13 protein-coding genes and 2 pseudogenes are annotated in these 18053 nt (G+C 64.5%); 11 read left to right on the top strand and 4 right to left on the bottom strand.

Annotated features, from left to right (window positions below):
- The first annotated feature begins 8 nt into the window (after positions 1-8).
- From BM127_RS21030 to BM127_RS23185, 8 genes and pseudogenes are all read left to right on the top strand, one after another.
- Positions 9-1664 carry a nuclease-related domain-containing DEAD/DEAH box helicase gene (locus tag BM127_RS21030; protein ID WP_091201976.1) on the top strand — a complete coding sequence of 552 codons (1656 nt, stop codon included), beginning with the start codon at positions 9-11 and terminating at the stop codon, positions 1662-1664.
- Positions 1661-4903, top strand: coding sequence for a helicase-related protein (locus BM127_RS21025; RefSeq protein ID WP_091201973.1), 3243 nt, complete (start codon positions 1661-1663; stop codon positions 4901-4903). The genes BM127_RS21030 and BM127_RS21025 overlap by 4 nt, the downstream gene beginning before the upstream one ends.
- Positions 4903-6777: a DUF1998 domain-containing protein gene (gene drmB / locus BM127_RS21020; RefSeq protein WP_139227832.1), complete on the top strand. Its 1875-nt coding sequence runs from the start codon at positions 4903-4905 to the stop codon at positions 6775-6777. Before BM127_RS21025 ends, drmB begins: the two co-directional genes overlap by 1 nt.
- Entirely contained in the window at positions 6774-7874 is a 1101-nt protein-coding gene (locus tag BM127_RS21015) for a DEAD/DEAH box helicase (protein WP_091201969.1), read from the top strand. The genes drmB and BM127_RS21015 overlap by 4 nt, the downstream gene beginning before the upstream one ends.
- On the top strand, positions 7871-9658 hold the full coding sequence (locus BM127_RS21010; RefSeq protein WP_091201967.1) for a hypothetical protein: 1788 nt from the start codon (positions 7871-7873) through the stop codon (positions 9656-9658). Before BM127_RS21015 ends, BM127_RS21010 begins: the two co-directional genes overlap by 4 nt.
- Positions 9659-10250: 592 nt before the next feature.
- The gene (locus BM127_RS22450) at positions 10251-11192 is read left to right on the top strand and encodes a DUF2510 domain-containing protein (protein WP_157829623.1); all 942 of its coding nucleotides are present in this window, start codon (positions 10251-10253) and stop codon (positions 11190-11192) included.
- Between the two features lie 166 nt (positions 11193-11358).
- A pseudogene (locus BM127_RS21000) lies at positions 11359-11724 on the top strand (TetR/AcrR family transcriptional regulator C-terminal ligand-binding domain-containing protein); the annotation flags it as partial.
- Positions 11725-12327: 603 nt separating this feature from the next.
- A complete protein-coding gene (locus BM127_RS23185; RefSeq protein WP_372476672.1) occupies positions 12328-12495 on the top strand; it encodes an HNH endonuclease in 168 nt (55 codons plus the stop codon).
- 654 nt (positions 12496-13149) lie between these two features.
- On the opposite strand, the gene BM127_RS22010 is transcribed toward BM127_RS23185, so the two are convergent.
- Positions 13150-13497, bottom strand: a complete 348-nt coding sequence (locus tag BM127_RS22010) for a hypothetical protein (RefSeq protein WP_139227831.1) — start codon at positions 13495-13497, stop codon at positions 13150-13152.
- A gap of 433 nt (positions 13498-13930) precedes the next feature.
- On the opposite strand from BM127_RS22010, the gene BM127_RS20995 reads away from it, so the two are divergent.
- Genes BM127_RS20995 through BM127_RS20985 form a run of 3 tightly spaced genes read left to right on the top strand, consistent with a single transcriptional unit; the run spans position 13931 to position 15636 of the window.
- Positions 13931-14479, top strand: coding sequence for a hypothetical protein (locus BM127_RS20995; protein ID WP_091201963.1), 549 nt, complete (start codon positions 13931-13933; stop codon positions 14477-14479).
- 30 nt (positions 14480-14509) lie between these two features.
- Entirely contained in the window at positions 14510-15439 is a 930-nt protein-coding gene (locus BM127_RS20990) for a PGN_0703 family putative restriction endonuclease (RefSeq protein WP_091201960.1), read from the top strand.
- Positions 15436-15636 (top strand): hypothetical protein, encoded by a 201-nt coding sequence (locus BM127_RS20985; RefSeq protein WP_139227830.1) that lies wholly within the window; start codon positions 15436-15438, stop codon positions 15634-15636. The genes BM127_RS20990 and BM127_RS20985 overlap by 4 nt, the downstream gene beginning before the upstream one ends.
- A 146-nt stretch (positions 15637-15782) precedes the next feature.
- Here BM127_RS20985 and BM127_RS22005 read toward each other — a convergent pair whose 3' ends face one another.
- The 3 genes and pseudogenes from BM127_RS22005 to BM127_RS22650 form a co-directional block, all read right to left on the bottom strand.
- A complete protein-coding gene (locus BM127_RS22005; RefSeq protein WP_157829625.1) occupies positions 15783-16544 on the bottom strand; it encodes a hypothetical protein in 762 nt (253 codons plus the stop codon).
- 335 nt (positions 16545-16879) lie between these two features.
- A complete protein-coding gene (locus BM127_RS20975; protein WP_091201954.1) occupies positions 16880-17590 on the bottom strand; it encodes a hypothetical protein in 711 nt (236 codons plus the stop codon).
- Positions 17591-17826: 236 nt separating this feature from the next.
- Positions 17827-18053, bottom strand: a pseudogene (locus BM127_RS22650) (hypothetical protein); the annotation flags it as partial.

Below are 18053 nucleotides of genomic sequence, written 5' to 3'. Positions count from 1 at the left end.
CCGGCACGATGTCACGCGGTATCGAAGACGGGGGCGTATTGATGAGGATGGTGCCGACAGAACTCGGGGCGGAGGACATCACTACCTCCGAGCGCCGGGTATTCGAGGCCTTGGCGGGCAGCCCGCTCAGTGGGAATGCGTTGCATTCGCTGAACCTGCCCGATCACGAGTACAAGTTGACGGCAGAGCTGGACTTCGTGCTGATGCTCGACGACCTGATCCTCGCGATCGAGGTCAAGGGTGGCCAGGTTTCCTGCCGCGACGGTCTGTGGACGTACAGCGATCAAGCCGGCCACCGGCGGACGTCGCGCGAAGGCCCGTTCAAGCAGGTTCAGACTGCGATGTACGCCCTGCGAGAGCGCCTGAGAGAGCGCCTGGGCGTAGAGGTGGACGACTTGGCGTTCGGTTATCTCGTTGTCACACCAGACGTGGATCTGGCGAGCAGCTTCGAGTGGGACGACGAGACTTACTGCGGCAGAGGGCCGTTCAACCGTGGTATCGCGAAGGCGGTCGACCGAGCGGGCAAGTACTGGTTGGGCAAACAGTCGAACAAGTTCCCGATCGGCACGGAACTGCGCGCTCGTCTCATGCACGATCTACGGCCGTCGTTCGACCGCTCACCGCTGCTCGACGCTCGGGCGGACCTGCTCGACGCAGCGATGGTTCGATTGACCGACGAGCAGTACGCCCGGCTCGACCTGATCAGCGATGAGCCCCAGGTCATCTGCAGCGGTGGTGCCGGTACCGGCAAGACCTTCCTCGCGGCCGAAGTCGCCCGACGGCAGTCGCTGACTGGTCAGCGCGTGCTGTTCACCTGCCGCAGCGAGGTGCTGGCGGCGTTCGCCACCCGAACTCTCGAAGGCACGGCCGTCGAAGTCAGGGCGGCCTCGAAACTGGGCGACGTGACTCCCTACGACGTGCTCGTGGTCGACGAGGCGCAAGACCTGATGACCTTCGACATCTTGGAGGACCTAGAGCGGGCCGTTGTCGGCGGCTGGGCCGACGGTCGCTGGACGATGTTCCTCGACCAGAACAGCCAGGCCCACCTCTACGGCGACTTCGATCCGGACGCTCTGGCCTACGTCGAGTCGTTTGGTCCGGTAAAGCCGACACTGAAGTTCAACTGTCGGAACACTCGCGAGATCGCTTTCCAGACTCGTGCCTACACCGGCGCCGACACCGGAGTGGCAACCGCCGGCACCGGCCCCGAGGTCGTCTTCGTCGCGGTCGACGACCAGCAGGCCGAGCTGGCCGCCCTTGAGAAGCACTTGCGTTCCCTTGCGGAACAAGAGGTAGCTCCCGAGCACATCACTATCGTGTCGCTACGCGGGGAGTGGGAGACCTCAGTCGCCAAGAGTCTGCGTGCTGCTCGTAAAGGACGCCTGACGCAGATGTCGCCAGCCCTCGCCTCCGTGTGGCCCGGTGGAGGCATGACCTGGTCATCTGCCATGGACATCAAGGGGATGGAGAACCGCTTCGTTTGCGTGGTCGATATCGACTCAGTCACTACGGAGACCGAACTGGATCTCCTGTACGTCGCCCTCAGCCGCCCGCGGGCGGGCCTCTGGGTGGCGACCTCTCCCCACGTCAACAAGCAGCTCGGTGAGCTGTTCAAGCAGCACCTCGACGGTGCAATAAACGCATACAAGAAGGCAGCCTTATGACCGACCTGACTCAGACCAGAGACGACTTCGTGGCCTATGTCAGGCGGCAGCTCGTCGGCCCCTTCGATGGTCCAGCGGAGATCATCTTCGATCCCCCGAACCGCCGCTACCTCATGGGCATCCTGTTCCCGCGTCAGGTCGCCTTCGAAGCTTACGTAGAGAGCGAGGGAGAGGAGCGCGACGAGACCTCCGCCACCGACACAGGCGAAGAGAGTCAGTTCAGCGACGATCCGGTCTCGGCGGCCAACGACTTCCTGCCTGCCTCTCAGGGGCTGTCGTTCTTCACGACGGCGCCCGAGCTCACGGTGCGCGCCCGCGCCGCCGAATACGAGACGCTCAGTGGCGCCGTCGCCGAGGAAGCTCTCAAGGAGCTGTCGCTTCATGGTCGGGCGACTGAGGAGCTCGAGGAAGAGGATCCACGCCAAAAGGCCAAGGGCTCCTCGAAGATTTGGCGTCGTCACCAGTTGGATGAGGCCACCGTCAAGGTGAGCGCCACCGACAAGGAGCCCACCAAGGTCTGGGGCGATAGGGCGGAGGTGCACGTCCGCTGGCGCAGCTACCCGCATGGCTCGCTGGTCACGATCACACTGGTCAACGCGCGCCAGGCGGATGACGAGCGGCCGGAGCGTCACTGGGACGAAATGCTCATGCAGGTCGAGTTCGATGTGACGGTGCCGGCTGAATTCCATGTGCTGGAGTACCCCAGCGTTGCCCTGGCGTCTCATGACCCGGAGGAGGAGGAACTTCGCCTGATCCATCGCGAGGCCAAGGTGTACGCGATCGGGCATGGTTGCTCCCCGGAGTGGTCGACCACTGACGGCGTCGTGTCCTCGGTTCGCTCCGAGGTGATGCCGTCGCACGTCGTGCCGCGGGTCAGTGCTGACGGGGACGCTGCGCAGGCGTTGGACGTCGCCTGGCTGGCTGACGAGGCGATCTCGGCGGATGTGCTGCAGGCCGAGCTGAACGCGTTCGTCGATCCGTACGAGGACTGGATCGGCAAGGTCAAGAAGAAGGCAGCCGGGCTGGACGATCGCTATCAGGGAGCCACTACGTCGATCATCGAGCGTCTGGAGCGTGCGCTGGAGCGCATGCGCGACGGGGCCAGCGTCTTCACGGACCATCCGGACCGGGTCAAGGTGCTCCAAGCATTCCGTCTGGCCAACCGCGCGATGCTGCTCCAAATGCGGCACAGCCAGAAGGACATGGCGGGCTCCCGCCGACCGGCTGGCAAGGCTCCCGATATGCCCACGACCTACGGGCCGGGCGCGACCTGGCGACCGTTCCAGCTCGGGTTCTTCCTGACGACGCTGCGTGGCCTGGTTGACGACCAACATGACGATCGCGAGGTCGTCGACCTGATCTGGTTCCCCACTGGGGGAGGCAAGACCGAGGCGTATCTGCTCGTAGCGGCGTTCGAGATCTTTCGCCGCCGCTTGGTGCTCGATGGCACGGGTGGTGGGACTGCTGTCGTGAGTCGGTACACGCTGTCGCTGTTGACCGCCGACCAGTTCAAGCGCACCGCTTCGACCACGGCCGCCTGTGAATACCTGCGCCGTCAGCGCTCCGATCTGGGCGACGAGCCGATCTCGGTCGGACTCTGGGTCGGCGAGGCGACATCGCCCAACCGGTACGCCAAGGCACGTGAGCGCTTCGAGGAGTTGCGGGATGCCGGCGAGACGGACGAGCGATTCCTGCTCGACCGTTGTCCCTGGTGTGGCACTGAGATCGTCCCGCGCGAGCACCACGACAACGACGCCCTCTACGGAATCACGTCGACCGACCGCTCGTTCGCCTTCAACTGCCCGTCGACCAAGTGCGAGTTCCACGAGCAGATTCCGGTGCAGGTCATCGACGACGGGCTCTACGACGCGCCGCCGACGTTCCTGCTTGGGACGGTCGACAAGTTCGCGCAGCTCGCCTGGGTGCCCGAGTCAGGGGTGCTGTTCGGTCGCAGCGCCGGCAACCACCCACCGACCCTGATCATCCAGGATGAGTTGCACCTATTGACCGGCCCGCTCGGCACCACCGTCGGCCTGTATGAGGCGGCGATCAATCTGCTGTGCGAGGTCGATGACCGTCCGCCGAAGGTCATCTCCAGCACGGCGACGATCCGTCGCGCCTCCGCGCAGATCATGGGTCTCTTCGGGCGGCGGGTCGACCTGTTCCCACCGTCGGGCATCGACGCCGACGACTCCTACTTCGCCCGAGCCGACGAGAGCACACCAGGGCGGCTCTACGTCGGCATGATGGCGCAGGGTCACACATCTGACACTGCCGTCGTGCACACCGGCACGGCGCTGCTCCAGGCACCGGTGGATCTCGGTCTGACAGGGGAGGCCCAAGACGCCTACTGGACTGTGGTGGCCTACCACAGCTCGCTCCGTGAGCTCGGCCGTACCGTCACCATCGCGCGCGACGACATCAATGCCCGGCTGGGCAGCCTGGTCGTCGGCCGGCCCCGCCGCGAGTACGACGTCGAGGAGTTGTCGTCGTCTGTGCCACGTGCCTTGCAGCCCCGCCTGTTGGAGCGCCTCAATCTGCCGGTGTCGAGCGGCTCGGTGATCGACTTCCTGGCCAGCACCAACATGTTGTCGGTCGGTGTCGACGTCCCGCGTCTCGGTCTGATGCTGGTGAACGGGCAGCCGAAGGCGACAGCCGAGTACATCCAGGCCACCAGCCGAGTCGGTCGCTCGACAGCCCCGGGTCTGGTCTTCGGGCTGTTCCGCTCAACCAAGCCGCGCGATCGCTCGCACTACGAGAACTTCCGTGCCTTCCACTCGGCGCTATATCGCCACGTGGAGCCCATGAGCGTGACGCCATACTCACCGCCATCGCGTGACCGCGCTCTCCACGCGGCACTGGTCATCCTGGCCCGCCATCGTCTGGGCATGCAGTCGGACGGGAGCGCGGGCAAGATCCTGGACAGACGGCTCGAGGTCGAGGACATGGCCGCCAGGCTGGTCGACGTCGTCGAACGCGTCGAGCCACGTGAGAGGCAGGGCGCCAAACAGCACCTCGCCCAGTTCCTCGAGGACTGGGTCGAGCGCGCTGAACGGGCAGACAGGGAAAGCAAGCTCCTGTACTACAAGCCAAACGGCAAGGGCCAGATCAACTTGATCCGTCAGTTCCACACCAAGGCGGTCGGCTGGCAGACGCTCGGATCGATGCGCAACGTGGACATGGAATCGCTCATCGAGGTCGCGCGTAGCGGCGGCGGCGCTGCCGCAAAGGGGGACTGATGCAACGCAAGATCCGGCAGTCGCAGACCATCGTCCCGTTCGGTGTCGGCGCCATCTTCGATCTCCAGGGTGAGTCGCTCGTCGCGTGTGACACCTTCCGCTGGGGTCCGCGCGGTGAACGCATCCAGAGTGATCGACTGGCCGCTGTCCTCGGCGTCTCGGAGTTCCGCGCCGCCCCGGCCGTCGCAAGCAATGCCTGGGCTGCTCCGTCCGCAGGTGTGCCATACGCCCGTTTCCCAGCGTGGCTGTTCTGCCAGAAGTGCCGACGCATGACCCGCTGGACGCGGGCGCTCGAGCAATCGGACAAGGCGCCGACTTGCGGGAGCTGTCCCGGCAAGAAGCAGCTAGTGCCTATGCGCTGGATCCAGATCTGTCCGAACGGGCACATGGATGATCTGGACTGGAAGCGATGGGCGCACTCACGCAACACCAACCCCGAAGCGCGGCAGTGTCAGAAGGACAACCTCTTCTTCGAGTCCGTCTCGGGCAAGGGAGCCGGTGGTCTCGACACGCTCCAGGTCCACTGCCACAGCTGCCACAGCCGACGCAACCTGATGGGCATCACGACCAAGGGATCGCTCAAGTCGATCGGTGTGACCTGCAACGGCCGGCAGCCCTGGCAGCGCTGGGACGAGCGCTCGGATTGTGACGAGGTGCCGCTGGCAGTCCAACGAGGCGCCTCCAATGTCCACTTCCCAATGGTGCACTCGTCGATCGAGATCCCCAACGCATCACGGGCAGACTCCCAGAGCGCGACAGCCCTGGCGATCAAGGCGGACGACTTCTTCCGGCCCCTGTTGGGCGTCAACGAGGACGCCCCGATGTTCGACATGATGGTCGAGACCCTGGTCAAGGCACACGGTGTCACGACTGAGTACGTCAAGGGCCTGGTCCGTGACGAGAAGCAGCGTGAGGCTGGCAAGGCCACCACGGTCGAGGCGACGCCGGGTGACCTCCTGGGAGAGGAATGGGCGGCCTTCCTGACGGAGATGGACAACTCCGACGACCCGCACTTCCGTACCAGGCACGTCGACCTGGTGCAGACCACCAAGACCAAGGTCACCTCGCTCCTGGCTGACCGTGTCGACAAGGTGGTGCTGGCTGACCGCCTCCGCGAGGTGCGAGCCCTCGAAGGGTTCCACCGGGTCACTCCGGCGGGTAGCGACAAGCTGGTGCCCGTAGCCCTCAACCACAAGGCCACGGTCGACTGGCTACCCGCCATCGACGTGCGCGGCGAGGGCATCTTCCTCTCGATGGACGAGGGGCGCCTGGCTGTCTGGGAAGAGCAGGGCGCGGTTCGTGATCGCGTCCTGGAGCTGGAGAAGCGCCTCAACGCGTCGTTCATGGAGCCGAGACTGCGTGAGCGGACCGGTCCGATCCTCACTCCGCGGTACGTCCTGCTGCACACGTTCGCCCACTTGTTGATACGTCGGCTTGCGTTCGAGTCCGGCTATGCCGCCACCAGTCTTCGCGAGCGCATCTACGCCAGGAGTGCAGTCGAGACAGGTGGCGCTTCCAAGCAGGCGGGCATCCTGATCTACACGGCCGCCGGAGACTCGGAAGGCACACTGGGCGGTCTGGTGCGCCAAGGCGAACCGCCGCAGCTGCAGGGGACTGTGCTGGAGGCACTTCAGGACGCCATGTGGTGTTCGTCCGATCCGCTCTGCAGCGAGAATCTCGCCTCGACGTTCGCCAGCCTCAACTTCGCGGCCTGCCATGCCTGCACCCTGGTCGCCGAGACGAGCTGCGAGAGCGGCAACTACCTCCTCGACCGGGTCCTCGTCGTTGGGAGCGACAAGGTGCCTGGCTACTTCCAGGACGTGCTCGACGCGGCCGTCGAAGCGGCCGGCGAAGGGATCCGAGGGATCTCGTGAGACTGCCGGCCTTCGAGGACCTCTCCAAAGAGCAGGACCTCATCTACAACCTCGACCTCGATGGCAACTACCTCGTGTCGGGCCCACCTGGCACCGGCAAGTCCGTCATGGCGCTCTATCGAGCACAGGTGCTGACGTTCGACGACCGTGAACCAGCCCTGCTGATGTACAACAATGTGCTCCAGCAGTACACCGCGCAGGCGGCTGACACCCTCGAAGTCGCCGGCTTCGTGCGGACCTTCCACAGCTGGATCTGGCGCTTCTGGCGCGAGCACTTCAAGCAGCAGCCACCGACGCTGGAGGGTGATTCCTACGCGCCCGACTGGGCCGAGATGACCAGCCAGTTCTTCGCGTCGCCACCAGACCCAGACACCCTCGCCGACCTGCTCATCGATGAGGGACAGGATCTGTCGCTCGGCTTCTTCCGACTGACGCGGTTCTTCACGACGAACATCACCGTCTTCGCCGACGAGAATCAGCAGCTGTCAGATCAGAACACGACGCTAGACGAGATAGCGAAGGCCATCAGTGCCGACGCGCAACTCGAACTGAAGCGGAACTACCGCAACACGGCTGAGATCGCTGCCGTGGCAGCCAAGTTCTACTCAGGCACACCCACGGGCATCCCGGAGTTGCCGATTCGGCACGGGGAGGCGCCGACGTTGCGCCGGTACGACTCGGACGCCGACCTGGCCGACTTCGTCGCGCGCTACGTCAAGGCTCGCAACAACCTGACGGTTGGCATCGCCTGCGAGAACAAGCGGATGCAGTACCGAATCCTGCGACTGCTTGAGGAACGCAAGCTGCCGGTGCCAGTGCAGATGTACGCCTCGGGCAACAAGCAACACAAGACGCTCGACTTCGATGCCCCCGCCGTGACCATCGTGAACTTCCGTTCGCTCAAGGGTCTTGAGTTCGACACGCTCTTTGTGCCCGAGCTGCAGCAGCACTCTGCTGACCCGACGTCGGCGGCAACGAGGATGATGTTCTACGTGGTGATGTCCCGCGCTAGGGACGAGCTGCATCTGTCTTACAGCGGTAGGGGGGGACTCCCGCCGATCCTCAGCGACGTGAAAGGCCTGGTGCGCGAACTGTGACCGAGGATGATCAGATTCCGTTCGCCGGTCCGAGCGACGAACAGCAGAACCAGCCCGCGCCCGACTCCGGGGACACGTCCGCCGAGGCCGATGTCGCGTCGAGCGCCAGCGATCCTGACGACCACGCCGAAGAGTCGGTGGAAGTGAATGAGCCAGCGTTGGAGGAACCCATCGTCGAGAGATCCGAGCAGCCCCCGATGCCTGGGGGGCACGACATCGCGGCGCAGTCGGCCGAGTCTGGGACTGGCCCGACTGGGACGACCGACTCATCCGCTGCCGGCGCCGCGGCGAGCGAGTCTGCCGTCCCCGCTCGGACGCTCTACTTCCTGACCAACCGGATGAACCTCAACGGCATCCTTAGTTCACGGCTCGTGGCGCCCCGCGAGTCGTTCCAGAAGTACTACATCGATCTTCTGCAGCAGACACCCGGCTGGGTTCCACTTCTCCGAGACGCACCGACGCCTGCGCAGATCGAAGCGGTCACCAGCGAACAGGGCGCAGGAGCACCGGTGCTGGTTGAGTTCCCGTTCGATGTCCTCGGGAAGGTCAAGTCGGACGACCCGATTGTCTACGTGCCCGCGGTCGCCTTGGCAGAGGCTGTGGCGATCCACTTTCCGTCCGAGCGGGACCTACGCGAGCACCGCGCTCGCGGCTACAGCAACGTCCATCCGCACGACCAGCTCCTGCGGGCGACTCCCGAGCTGTTCCAGTCGGACGCCTCGGATGTGATCAGTCTTAGCCCGGCGAGTCCGGCACCTGCTATCGACTGGCGCAGCATCGACCGAGTCCGTGGAGCGATCAACGCCGTATTCGCGTCGGTCAGGTCCGGCGACCAGCTGGTCCTCGCGGCTGCGCTGGTCGGCGCGACCAAACTGCCGGCCACCGTGAGTGTGCCCGCGTGGTTCGGATGGCTCGACCTCGACGACCACGCCGCCCCCGATACTCGCCCCAAGCCCGACAGCACGCGGCCGGACCACGTCGGGTTCAGGGCTGCCTATGACGTCCTGGGCGACCGAGACGTAAGCGAGGCGTGGAGTCCGAACGAGGTGCTCGACGCAGTGGAGCGCCGTGTGCGCGACGCTGGCTTGGCCGCCGACGCGGCCGACGCGATGGTCCAGAACTTCAGCCGCGTTCGCTCGATCGTCAACGTCGAGGTCGACTTCGAGCCGTTCCGGCCGTCGGCACGCGCGCTCGTCAGTGCCAAGGCTCTGCTTCTGGTTCTCCTGCGACAGGAACTCGATCAACTGCTCGCCTGGCCGGACGATGAGACAGGGGCTGACGACGCCACACGGGTCGCGGCAGCCGCTCTCGCTGGCCGGCTCCGGGGCCTGGCACGGGAATCGACTGAGCTGCGCTCGCTGGCGCTGGATGACCTGACCGCTGCGTGGGCCGTCCGCGTGTCTTGCGGAGGATCGGCGGTGCTCGGAAAGGCTCAACTTGTCGCCAACAGTCGCGGTACCTCCCTGAAGATCGGCGGCGTCGAGGTGGCCTCGCACGGCGCCCTGTTGCCGGACCTGGTGTCGAAGTATCAGAAGACGGCAGAATCGAAGAAGGAGGCACTCCGCATCAAGGTCTCCCGAGCGATGGGATGGCCGGTCGAGCACAGGGTGCGGATTCCTGCGGGCGCCTCGGTGGAGACCAACGAAGCTCTCATCACGATCGCTACGTCGGACGAGGTTTTCGTGGAAGTCGCCATTGACGAGGACAGGTTCGTTCGCCGCCTGAAGTCGCTCACAGGTAGCGCACGTCGACGCGCCGCGGAGGCATTCGCAGCTCGACGGTAGGTCGACTCGCTCACACAAGGCGAGGTGTCGCGTGGTCGCCGCGCGCACTTGGGTTGAAGGCTCCGATTACGAGGTACACCGCGAGCATGGATGCCTGAGGTGCATGACTTTAGACGCGGCGACCAGCCGGACTCGATGGAGTCTCAGTCCCCTGTCAATAGCCTCTGCTTGCCCGCTACGAAGGGCTCCGCAGTCCTCTCGAAAGTGGTACGCACTTCCGCCTTTCGTCACGTACACCATCCCTTCGTGCGGTTCTACGTACCCGCCGGAGCCCCGCGACGCGATCTTCCCCGGTCCCGATGGCGCCTGACCACCTACGGAATGGACGGGCTAACGGGTTGAACGCCTCGGTGACGGGGAGCGGGGATTTCCATGAGCTTCGAAGTCGAAGCAGCAGGGCGGAGGTCCCAGTGGCCGTCCATCCAGCCCATGACCGATGGTGCCGGCGCAGATCGCTGCGGCCGTCAACGCCAGTGGCAATTGCCATGACTGCTTGACCGGCCAGCAAATGCCGTAGATCTCGGTCATAGGGCTGGCCACCAAATCCATGGACTTCCTCGGCTCAGTCGACTCGTGGTGCCAGAATGCCGCCATGAGCCAGCAGACCCCCGCGGGGTGGTACCCGGACCAACAGGGCACGACGCGATACTGGGACGGAACAGCCTGGACAGAGGAACCCCAGGATCAGGGCGCGGGTGTCGTGATCCCAGAGGCAGCCAAGAAAGACGGCGCATTCGCCAGGCTAAGGAAGGCTTCCGCCGATCGGTCAGCCGAGAAGAAGGAAGCAAAGGAGGCCCAAGAGCGAAGATGGGCCGAAGACGTAGCCGCTGCGGGCGCGCTTGTCACCAGCGGAAATTTTGGGCTGTCCACCGTCGAGATCTACGAAGGTGGCTACGCCCGCGTTGCGTTCGGGGAGCAGCCCGAGCGCCCAAGCGCCGCGAATGTGCGTTCGCAGATGGCCGCGAACTTGAACGGCGGTGGAATCACGGCGAAAACTCCATACGAGAAGTTGCGGTCGATCACGTTTACCTCTCCCGATTCGGGTCAGACCTCACAAGACGGCCCTGGTCTCGAGAGTGTCATCGGTCCGGCCGTAGCGGGTCTCCTCAAGGGCACGAAACACCTAATGAAGGCGAGTGCACCGGGATTGGCTGCCGCCGGGATCGCGCATGTCGCAAGCCAAGGGTCTCGCACCTCGTACCTGACGATCGCTACGGACCGTCAGATCTACACGCTCTCCAACCAAGTCCCCAACAGCATGGGCCTCAAGACCGCCAAGAAGGGCCACGTCGACGTCGGACTGGCGCTCGTAGCCGCGGGAAATGCGGTGCTCGGCACCGACAGCTCTCTGACTGTGGAGGCTGCTGCAGCGGAGCTTCAGCCAGCAGTCCAGCCCGGAGTGGAAGTCGCTGCTCAGGTCGCCCCTCCGAGTCTGGCGGACCGCCTCCGCGAACTCGCCACCCTCCACCGGGAAGGGATCTTGTCTGACGAGGAGTTCGCGAGCGCCAAGGCCAAGTTGCTAAGCGGGCTCTGATCGCGACGCGGTCGGCGAGGAAGATCGCCTCGCCGATGTCGTGGCCGAGCAAGCCCGTGCTCCACCGCCGCTGGTCGACCAGAGCCGAGATCGTCCTGACCGCCGTGATGACGTCAGGCACGGAAGTAGTGACAACACCAGACCACGGTGACTCGCGGAGGAAGTCAAGACCCTGATGCACGCGATGCGCGAGAACTTTGGCGCCGGGCGCGCCACCATGCTCGGGCTCCTCGCCGAGCTCGACGAGCGCTCGGCCGCCTCGACCAGTGAACTCATCTCCCAGTGGGGCGCACACCTGGTCGAGCCAGCGATCGACAACGCCCGCGCCCGCGGCGAGCTGGGGAGCAACGACATCCCGGCCGCCGTGATGGCCCTCCCCTTCGACCTCGGACGCCACGAGCTGGCCATCCGCGGCGACCTGCCTCGAGAGCGCATCGACGTCATCGTGGACACGCTCGTGGTGCTGCCGCTCGTGGTGCCGCCGCTCGCGCTGCACAGCCGCGCCGAGTCGGGGGCAAACCGTCTGGCTTAGTCGACGACGTGCGCGGAATCGCGTGATCCAGCCGCGCCATCAAACCTGTGACGTACGACAGGAGGGCGCGGTGGGAGTGCCCGACTCCTGGGACCACGTCGAGCGTCACGTCGCAGCCCAGCCCGCCGGCTGTCGCGTGCCGGGTTCAGCGGAAGCTCGCAACAGGTGTCCATGGACCACGCCCTGGAGCAGGTAGCTGTAGCCCTGCCCTCCGACATCGCACGCGTCGAGACGGTCGCAGACGCACCTCCTTGATACGCAGGTGCAGAAGTTGTTCCACGTCGGCCAAGCGGCCAGCTGTTCAGGCCGCAGGCGGACAGAACCCACCTCGATCTGCAAGAGGTGTATGTCGAAATGGGTTGAGGACGGGCGGAAGTTCTGCGACACCTTCAAGATGGATGGAGACCCGCGACTCTTGGATCAGCAAACATGCTGCGGATGCAGTGCTTGAGTGCGAGCAGGCACCGGGTCGACGGTGTGACGGATACAGGATGGTCCGACATCCCGGGCGCGCGGTCGCGCCTCTGGCCCGCCTACCTTCAGCTCGACGTCGCAGGGCTTGTCGGTACCTCTTGATTGACCACTCCGCGGGGCCAGTCAGGCATGGAAGCCCCGTCATCGGCGCCCTCGAGCGCCACTGCACCATCACCGAGTCAAGAATCAAGCCGGTTCCTGGAGGCCGCCCACATCAGGCCCGTCGAGGATGGCGGCATCCGCCGAGTCGACAACGGCATGCTGCTACGCAGTGACGTACGAGCTGTTCGACGATAGATACCTCTGCGTCGACGACCACTTTCCGATTGCGTGTGAGCCCTCGCCTCAAGTCGGAGTTCGGCGACGGGGTCGAGTCCCATGAACGCGAACGTGTCGGGGCACACGATCTCGATCGCCGAGCGCGGCAAGCTACGACCTGAGCGTGAAGCCCTGACCTGGCGTGTTGACGCGGGTTCAAGGTCGGCCTGGACTAGAAACCTCTGCTCATGGCGGGGACCGCGCGGAGCTGCGCGAATGCCCTCAGCGCTCCTCCGCCCGTCCGGGGACGGGCGCAGAGGACGGGCGCACAGGACGGGCGAGAAGTGGTGCTCTCCACACGCACAATGAGTGCGTGACCGACGACTTGATCGGACCCCGCGTTCTGAGCGGAATCAACCTGAGCGCGTGGCAGTAGGTCCAAATCACCAAAACCGCAGGTCGCGCCGGTCATGCTGAATCAGCAGGACCGTGAGTTGCAAGGGCAGGCGGCACCCCCCGATGCCTCGAGTCAGCGCTAGCCATCGGACCACCGTGGAGCAAGCGTCCGATCGCGGCGGTATGACGCAGGAGCGCGCAGCCGCACCGCCCGTGTGGGTTCCGACGGCGATGCATCGCCGTCACCACGACGCACTCGTTGGTTGTGCCGCGCGCTTGGTCAGCAACCCCGAGCAACTAGAGGGTGAGATCGACTTTCCAGCCAGCCTGTTCAAGCTGACTCCAGGAATACGTTGGGCCGCCACGCTGTCCCGTTCCGATGTCAATCTTCACGAAGGGCGACTCCGGGACGTCCTTGACGACGAAATTAAAGAGGAGTCCACGCGATTGGTCAGGTCCCTCCAAAGGAGAGAACTCGCACTTGGTGAGTTGACCGAGAGCCAGGACTTGCCCTGTTTGCCCCGAAACAACTACTTGCTGACCGACATGGATGTCGCCGTAACCCTCTTCCGGGAATCCTGCGCAGTTGTCAGGGTAGTTCGGATTGCGATTTACGAATAGTTGCAGCGTGCCGCGCAGGGACACTCCGGCAGCCTCCTCCGGAACGGCGGGAGAGGGCGTCGCTTGGGGACTCGGCGTGCTGCCCGCCTCTGCTGTGACCGTGGTTGTGACTGTTGCTGTCACAGTCGTCGTCGCCTCCGCGGGCGCGGCGGCGTCCCCAGCCTCTTGAGCCGCGCATCCCGCAAGGAGCGAGCAGATTGCGAGCGAAACGATGACTGTGCTCCGATGCATTCATCGCCCCCAGGTTCATCTACACAGTGCGTGTCCTCGCAGGATTGCGTAAAGAACTTTAGCTGCACGCACGGGGGGGCGGCAGGCGATTGCAGCTTCTGCTGTCGCCTTGCGTACCTCGACCTGTCTTTGGCTCGCAGTCGGGTGAATGACCCACTTGTCTGAGCGACGCCGCCGCTTCCCGGGAGTCGCTGACATTCATCGCCGCACTGTGCAAGATGTGCGGATGGCTTGGGACTGGATTGCGCCGACCGGCACTGCCGTGGTCGGCCTCGGCGGCATCTTCTTCACATGGTGGAGCGGGGCGCAGGGCCGGGCGCATGCCGAGCGGGTCGTGCGGTTGAACCAGCACGTTCAGGACCATGCACGCATCCTGAAGGAGAAGCGTGATGCCTACCTGGCTGCTCTCGAAAACGGCGAGCTTGAGTCGCACCGGCGGCGCTACGCGCAAAAAGGGCGCCAAGACAAACTCGACAAGCTCGAGGAGACCTTTCCCAAGGGGGAACGCGTACGGATGAGTATCAAGGCTCGTGCGGGCCTCGAGGCATTCGGAAGCGAAGAGGTTAGGGGACTCGTGGAGCGTTGGCGTGAAGCCGGCAGTGCCGGCGACCATGCTGAACTGGAGGACATCTACGCACGGTTGCGCGAGCAGATGAGGGCCGAGCTCGGCGAGTCCTTTGACGGACCATCGTCCCGGACACGACGACAGACAGCGGATGGTCGCACCGGTCCCCTGGTTGCGGGGGCAAACTCCGACACTGCGAAACACCCTTGAAGACTCCGAGGCTGATCTACTCTCGCCGTCATGACGGAGAATGACCTCGGCCTGTTGAGACCGGAGTGGGACCGCGTGTCGGGCGATCCCGCCATGACTGCGTTCAAGCAGGCAGCGCGCCGACAGCAAGCGACCTGGCGCGTTAATCAGCAGTTCGAAGCGGGCGAGCAGCCGAAGGGCCAGCCCAACGGCTCGACACTTGCGGATGAGGTCGGCCGCGGCTATGGGAACTTCCTCAGCGACGGCATCAAGGAAGCCGTTCGCCGTCGAGCGCTCACCAAGCAGAAGTGGCAAACCTTCGACGAAACGCGTCTGCGCAACAACCTGCTGTCGTCCATGCCGATGTGCTTCAACCTCTTCGGTGAGGTTGACGGCGACCCCGGCCGCCTCACAGCCATAGGGGCCGCCCTTTTCGGCACGACCGCGCACGGCGACCGCATTGAGTTCGAGTGGTCCCCCGGCCGTACCGACCCGTCCTACACCGGTGACCGAACAGCGTTCGACGTGGCCCTGTTCTTCGGGGACCCGGCCATCGGCGGCCAGACGGTAGTGGGAGTCGAGACCAAGTACCACGAGCACGCGGTCAAGGAGAAGGCACCCGACGCGACCACCCGGATGCCCCGCTATCGCGAGATCACCGAGCGGGCCATCGCCGAACGCAACGTCTTCAAGCCCGACTGGGAGTCGCGCATCGTGGGCACCGCTCTCCAGCAGATCTGGCGAGATCACCTCCTCCTGTTGGCGCTCCTGCAGCATCCGTCCGGGGAGTTCGCCGACGGCCGCTACGTCTTGGCTTATCCCGCCGGCAACACCTCTTTCGCGGCGCTGGCCGATACCTACACAACAGTGCTGAACGACCAGTCGACCTTCCAGGCGGTCACCGTAGAAGAGCTGATCGAGGCCGACGTTCTTCACCAGCCGGACACCCGCGCCGCGTTCGTCGAGAGGTACCTGTGGTGAACGACCTTCAGGAGGCGGCTGCCACCGCCCGCAGCATGCTGACTCGTGTGGCCGCTGACGGCGGGGTACTTCAACAGATTGAAACCGGCGAGCGAACGCCGCGCGACAGCGACTGGGAGGACGCAATGGCGGTAGTGGAGGCTCTGGCAGAGCGCGTCCGTCTCGATCGCATCCTCATCGAACGACTCACGCAGTAGCGAGCGCCCTCCAAAATGATGCTGCCCGTCCGGGTAACAGATTCGCGGCGGAATGACGCGCTTGCAATGTGCCGACGGAGTCCACAGGCGGTCCGCTTGGCGCGTTTATGCCGATTCCGCTGCGCGGCTGCTGGCATCGAGCGGCCCTAGTTGATGATTCGCCCGCCCTTGCGCTCTCGCTCTCGCCTTTCCGCCGCAATGCGTTCCTGCTCCAGAGCGCGAGTCTGATCGGCCATCTCCTGTTCCTCCAGCGAGCGCATCGCAGCTTGGTAGGGGTGCTCGACCGCTCCGTTAAGCACGGCGCGCCTCAATACGGTCATCGAAAGGGCATAGCGGTTGACGCCTTGCGCCACTAGGAGGGCGACCCCGGCGACCCCGATCGCAAGCCACCCCCACCACAGTTCGATACCGGCCGTGATGGCGCCGGCGAGGAGCGCGGGGCATACATTCAATCGAAAGGTTGACTCGGCGGCTAACCGGTCGTACTCCCCATATAGCTCTTGGTTTGCAACGAGTAGGCGGGCACGCAGGTCATCCTCTGTACCTGCGGAGAGTCCACGTTGCAGACCGTACCTCCGTGCAATCGGGCCATCGAGAGAGCCGAGTCGCTCCTCGAGCTCGCTTTCAAGTCGATCTACAAGCTCTCGGTATTGGTATCCCGTGATGCGCACGCCCCGAGATACGGCAAAAGAAGGCATGACTCTCTGCGCGACCGCTCCTTCAAATGACAAGGTCAGTAGCGCTCCGAGCAGGTAGGCCACAAACGAAATCGCTCCAATGGTCGCCGCGCTGCCCACCAGCGCGGATAGCTCAAAGACTCGCGCCACCAGTCCATCGCCACTTGGACGTGCGGCGGGGAGCTCGTCAGAAAACCAGATCCAGCAGAGGACGAGCCAGAGGTACCCCACGGCGATAGGGGTCCGGACGTCGCGCAATCCAGGTAGCAAACTCGCTAGCACTACTTCCGCTCCTCGTCATCAGGCTGACTCCGGATGATGGCTCACGCGCGTCGGAGTAGCAACAACCAAGGTGACCCCGTAGTGGCGCCAGCCTCCGCGCAATTGACTGGAGAAGCTCGCCTGCACCGACCAGCGATCTCACCACTCCGTGGTGTTCGACTCGCGGCGGATTGACAACGGTGCGGCGGTCTCGTTGATGTCGCGGGAAGGTCGACCAACCACATTCGACTGGGTTTCCCAGACGCCTCCGTCTACGGGCGACTCGTTGTCTGGGGTTTTTTCGATCAGTAGTACTGCTCGAATTCGCGGCGCAACTCGGCCGCGATCTCCCGCGCCTCTTCGGCGCCGTCGTATGCGTACTCCGCCGCGACGTAACGGGCCTCCTCCGCCGCGTCCTGCTGGTACTCCTCGACTGTGTAGAGCACGTCTGCTGCAGCGCTCGACACGTTGTAGGCATCCTTGAGCCCCGCGCGAAGTCTTTCGAAGTCGATGTGGTCCTGCGCCTGCGGAAGAGAACCTGGGTAGCGGAACGACTCGCCGCGGGGGTCTGTGTTGGCGAGCAAGGTGAGCATCTGCCGTACGGCAGGAGGCGATTTTTCAAGACCGAGTGCGTCCATATGCCGATCGAGTTCGTCGAGCAGCGCCATGATGCGATGTCCGTGCTTCTTGTGAAGCCGAGCCTCAACAACTGAAGGCATCAGTTCGCGGTCGGTGTGCCCTTCGCGTCGACGCAGTCGAGCCGCGAACTTGATGCAGTACTTCAGGTCGAGCTCGATCGCGTGGCGGTACAGATAGAGGAACGGCAACAGAAGTGCGTCGTCAGGTGCCGACCCCCGGTACGAGTCCCCGAGCCGCTCCGCTGCGTCGGCGAAGCAATAGGCCAAACGTCCGTCATCGCGATCCGGGTACCTCACGATGAGGCTCTCATGCGCCGTGGCGGGGAACTCGGTAAAGAGGTCTCTCGGCCGCGGGGCGGAGCTTGAAGGAGAACTCATTCAGCAAGTCTGTATCACCTGAGTCCGACGGCGAAATCGGATCTGACTCGGTCACCGAGGACGCCCGCACAGAGGTCGCTGGTCCGCTCGCGGCGAAACGACGCGCTTCCCGGATCGGCTCAATGTGTCATGCAGGGCCGGAGGTTTCGGCAGGAAATCGCTTCGACGAACACCTCGGACCGACGGACGGCTAAGACACCTTTACGAAGCAGAGGTCGAGGTGGGGCCGGGCGAAGTCACCAATAGATCGCCACAACCTCGGCCTCAATGAGATTCGCGTGCGTCGGTTCCTCGGCTTCTTCCGCATCCGTGGGGACGGCATGCTCACGCATGAGTGTGAGTTGGGCGACTGCTTGATGTATCTCGCGCAGAGTCCGCACGAGGTCTCGGCTGATGCGAGTCGGCTCGGTCGGCTCGGGCGGCTCGGGCGGCTCGGGCGGCTCGGTCGGCTCGGGCGGCTCGG

Source organism: Nocardioides alpinus, from assembly GCF_900112035.1.
Classification (GTDB): domain Bacteria; phylum Actinomycetota; class Actinomycetes; order Propionibacteriales; family Nocardioidaceae; genus Nocardioides; species Nocardioides alpinus.
This window is presented reverse-complemented; position numbering and strand designations above follow the sequence as displayed.

Coding starts and splice junctions, on each gene's coding strand:
- BM127_RS20995 (WP_091201963.1), top strand. CDS start 13,931: ATGGCTTGGGACTGGATTGCGCCGACCGGCACTGCCGTGGTCGGCCTC.
- BM127_RS22450 (WP_157829623.1), top strand. CDS start 10,251: ATGAGCCAGCAGACCCCCGCGGGGTGGTACCCGGACCAACAGGGCACG.
- BM127_RS21025 (WP_091201973.1), top strand. CDS start 1,661: ATGACCGACCTGACTCAGACCAGAGACGACTTCGTGGCCTATGTCAGG.
- BM127_RS20990 (WP_091201960.1), top strand. CDS start 14,510: ATGACGGAGAATGACCTCGGCCTGTTGAGACCGGAGTGGGACCGCGTG.
- BM127_RS23185 (WP_372476672.1), top strand. CDS start 12,328: ATGGAAGCCCCGTCATCGGCGCCCTCGAGCGCCACTGCACCATCACCG.
- BM127_RS21030 (WP_091201976.1), top strand. CDS start 9: ATGTCACGCGGTATCGAAGACGGGGGCGTATTGATGAGGATGGTGCCG.
- BM127_RS20975 (WP_091201954.1), bottom strand. CDS start 17,590: ATGAGTTCTCCTTCAAGCTCCGCCCCGCGGCCGAGAGACCTCTTTACC.
- drmB (WP_139227832.1), top strand. CDS start 4,903: ATGCAACGCAAGATCCGGCAGTCGCAGACCATCGTCCCGTTCGGTGTC.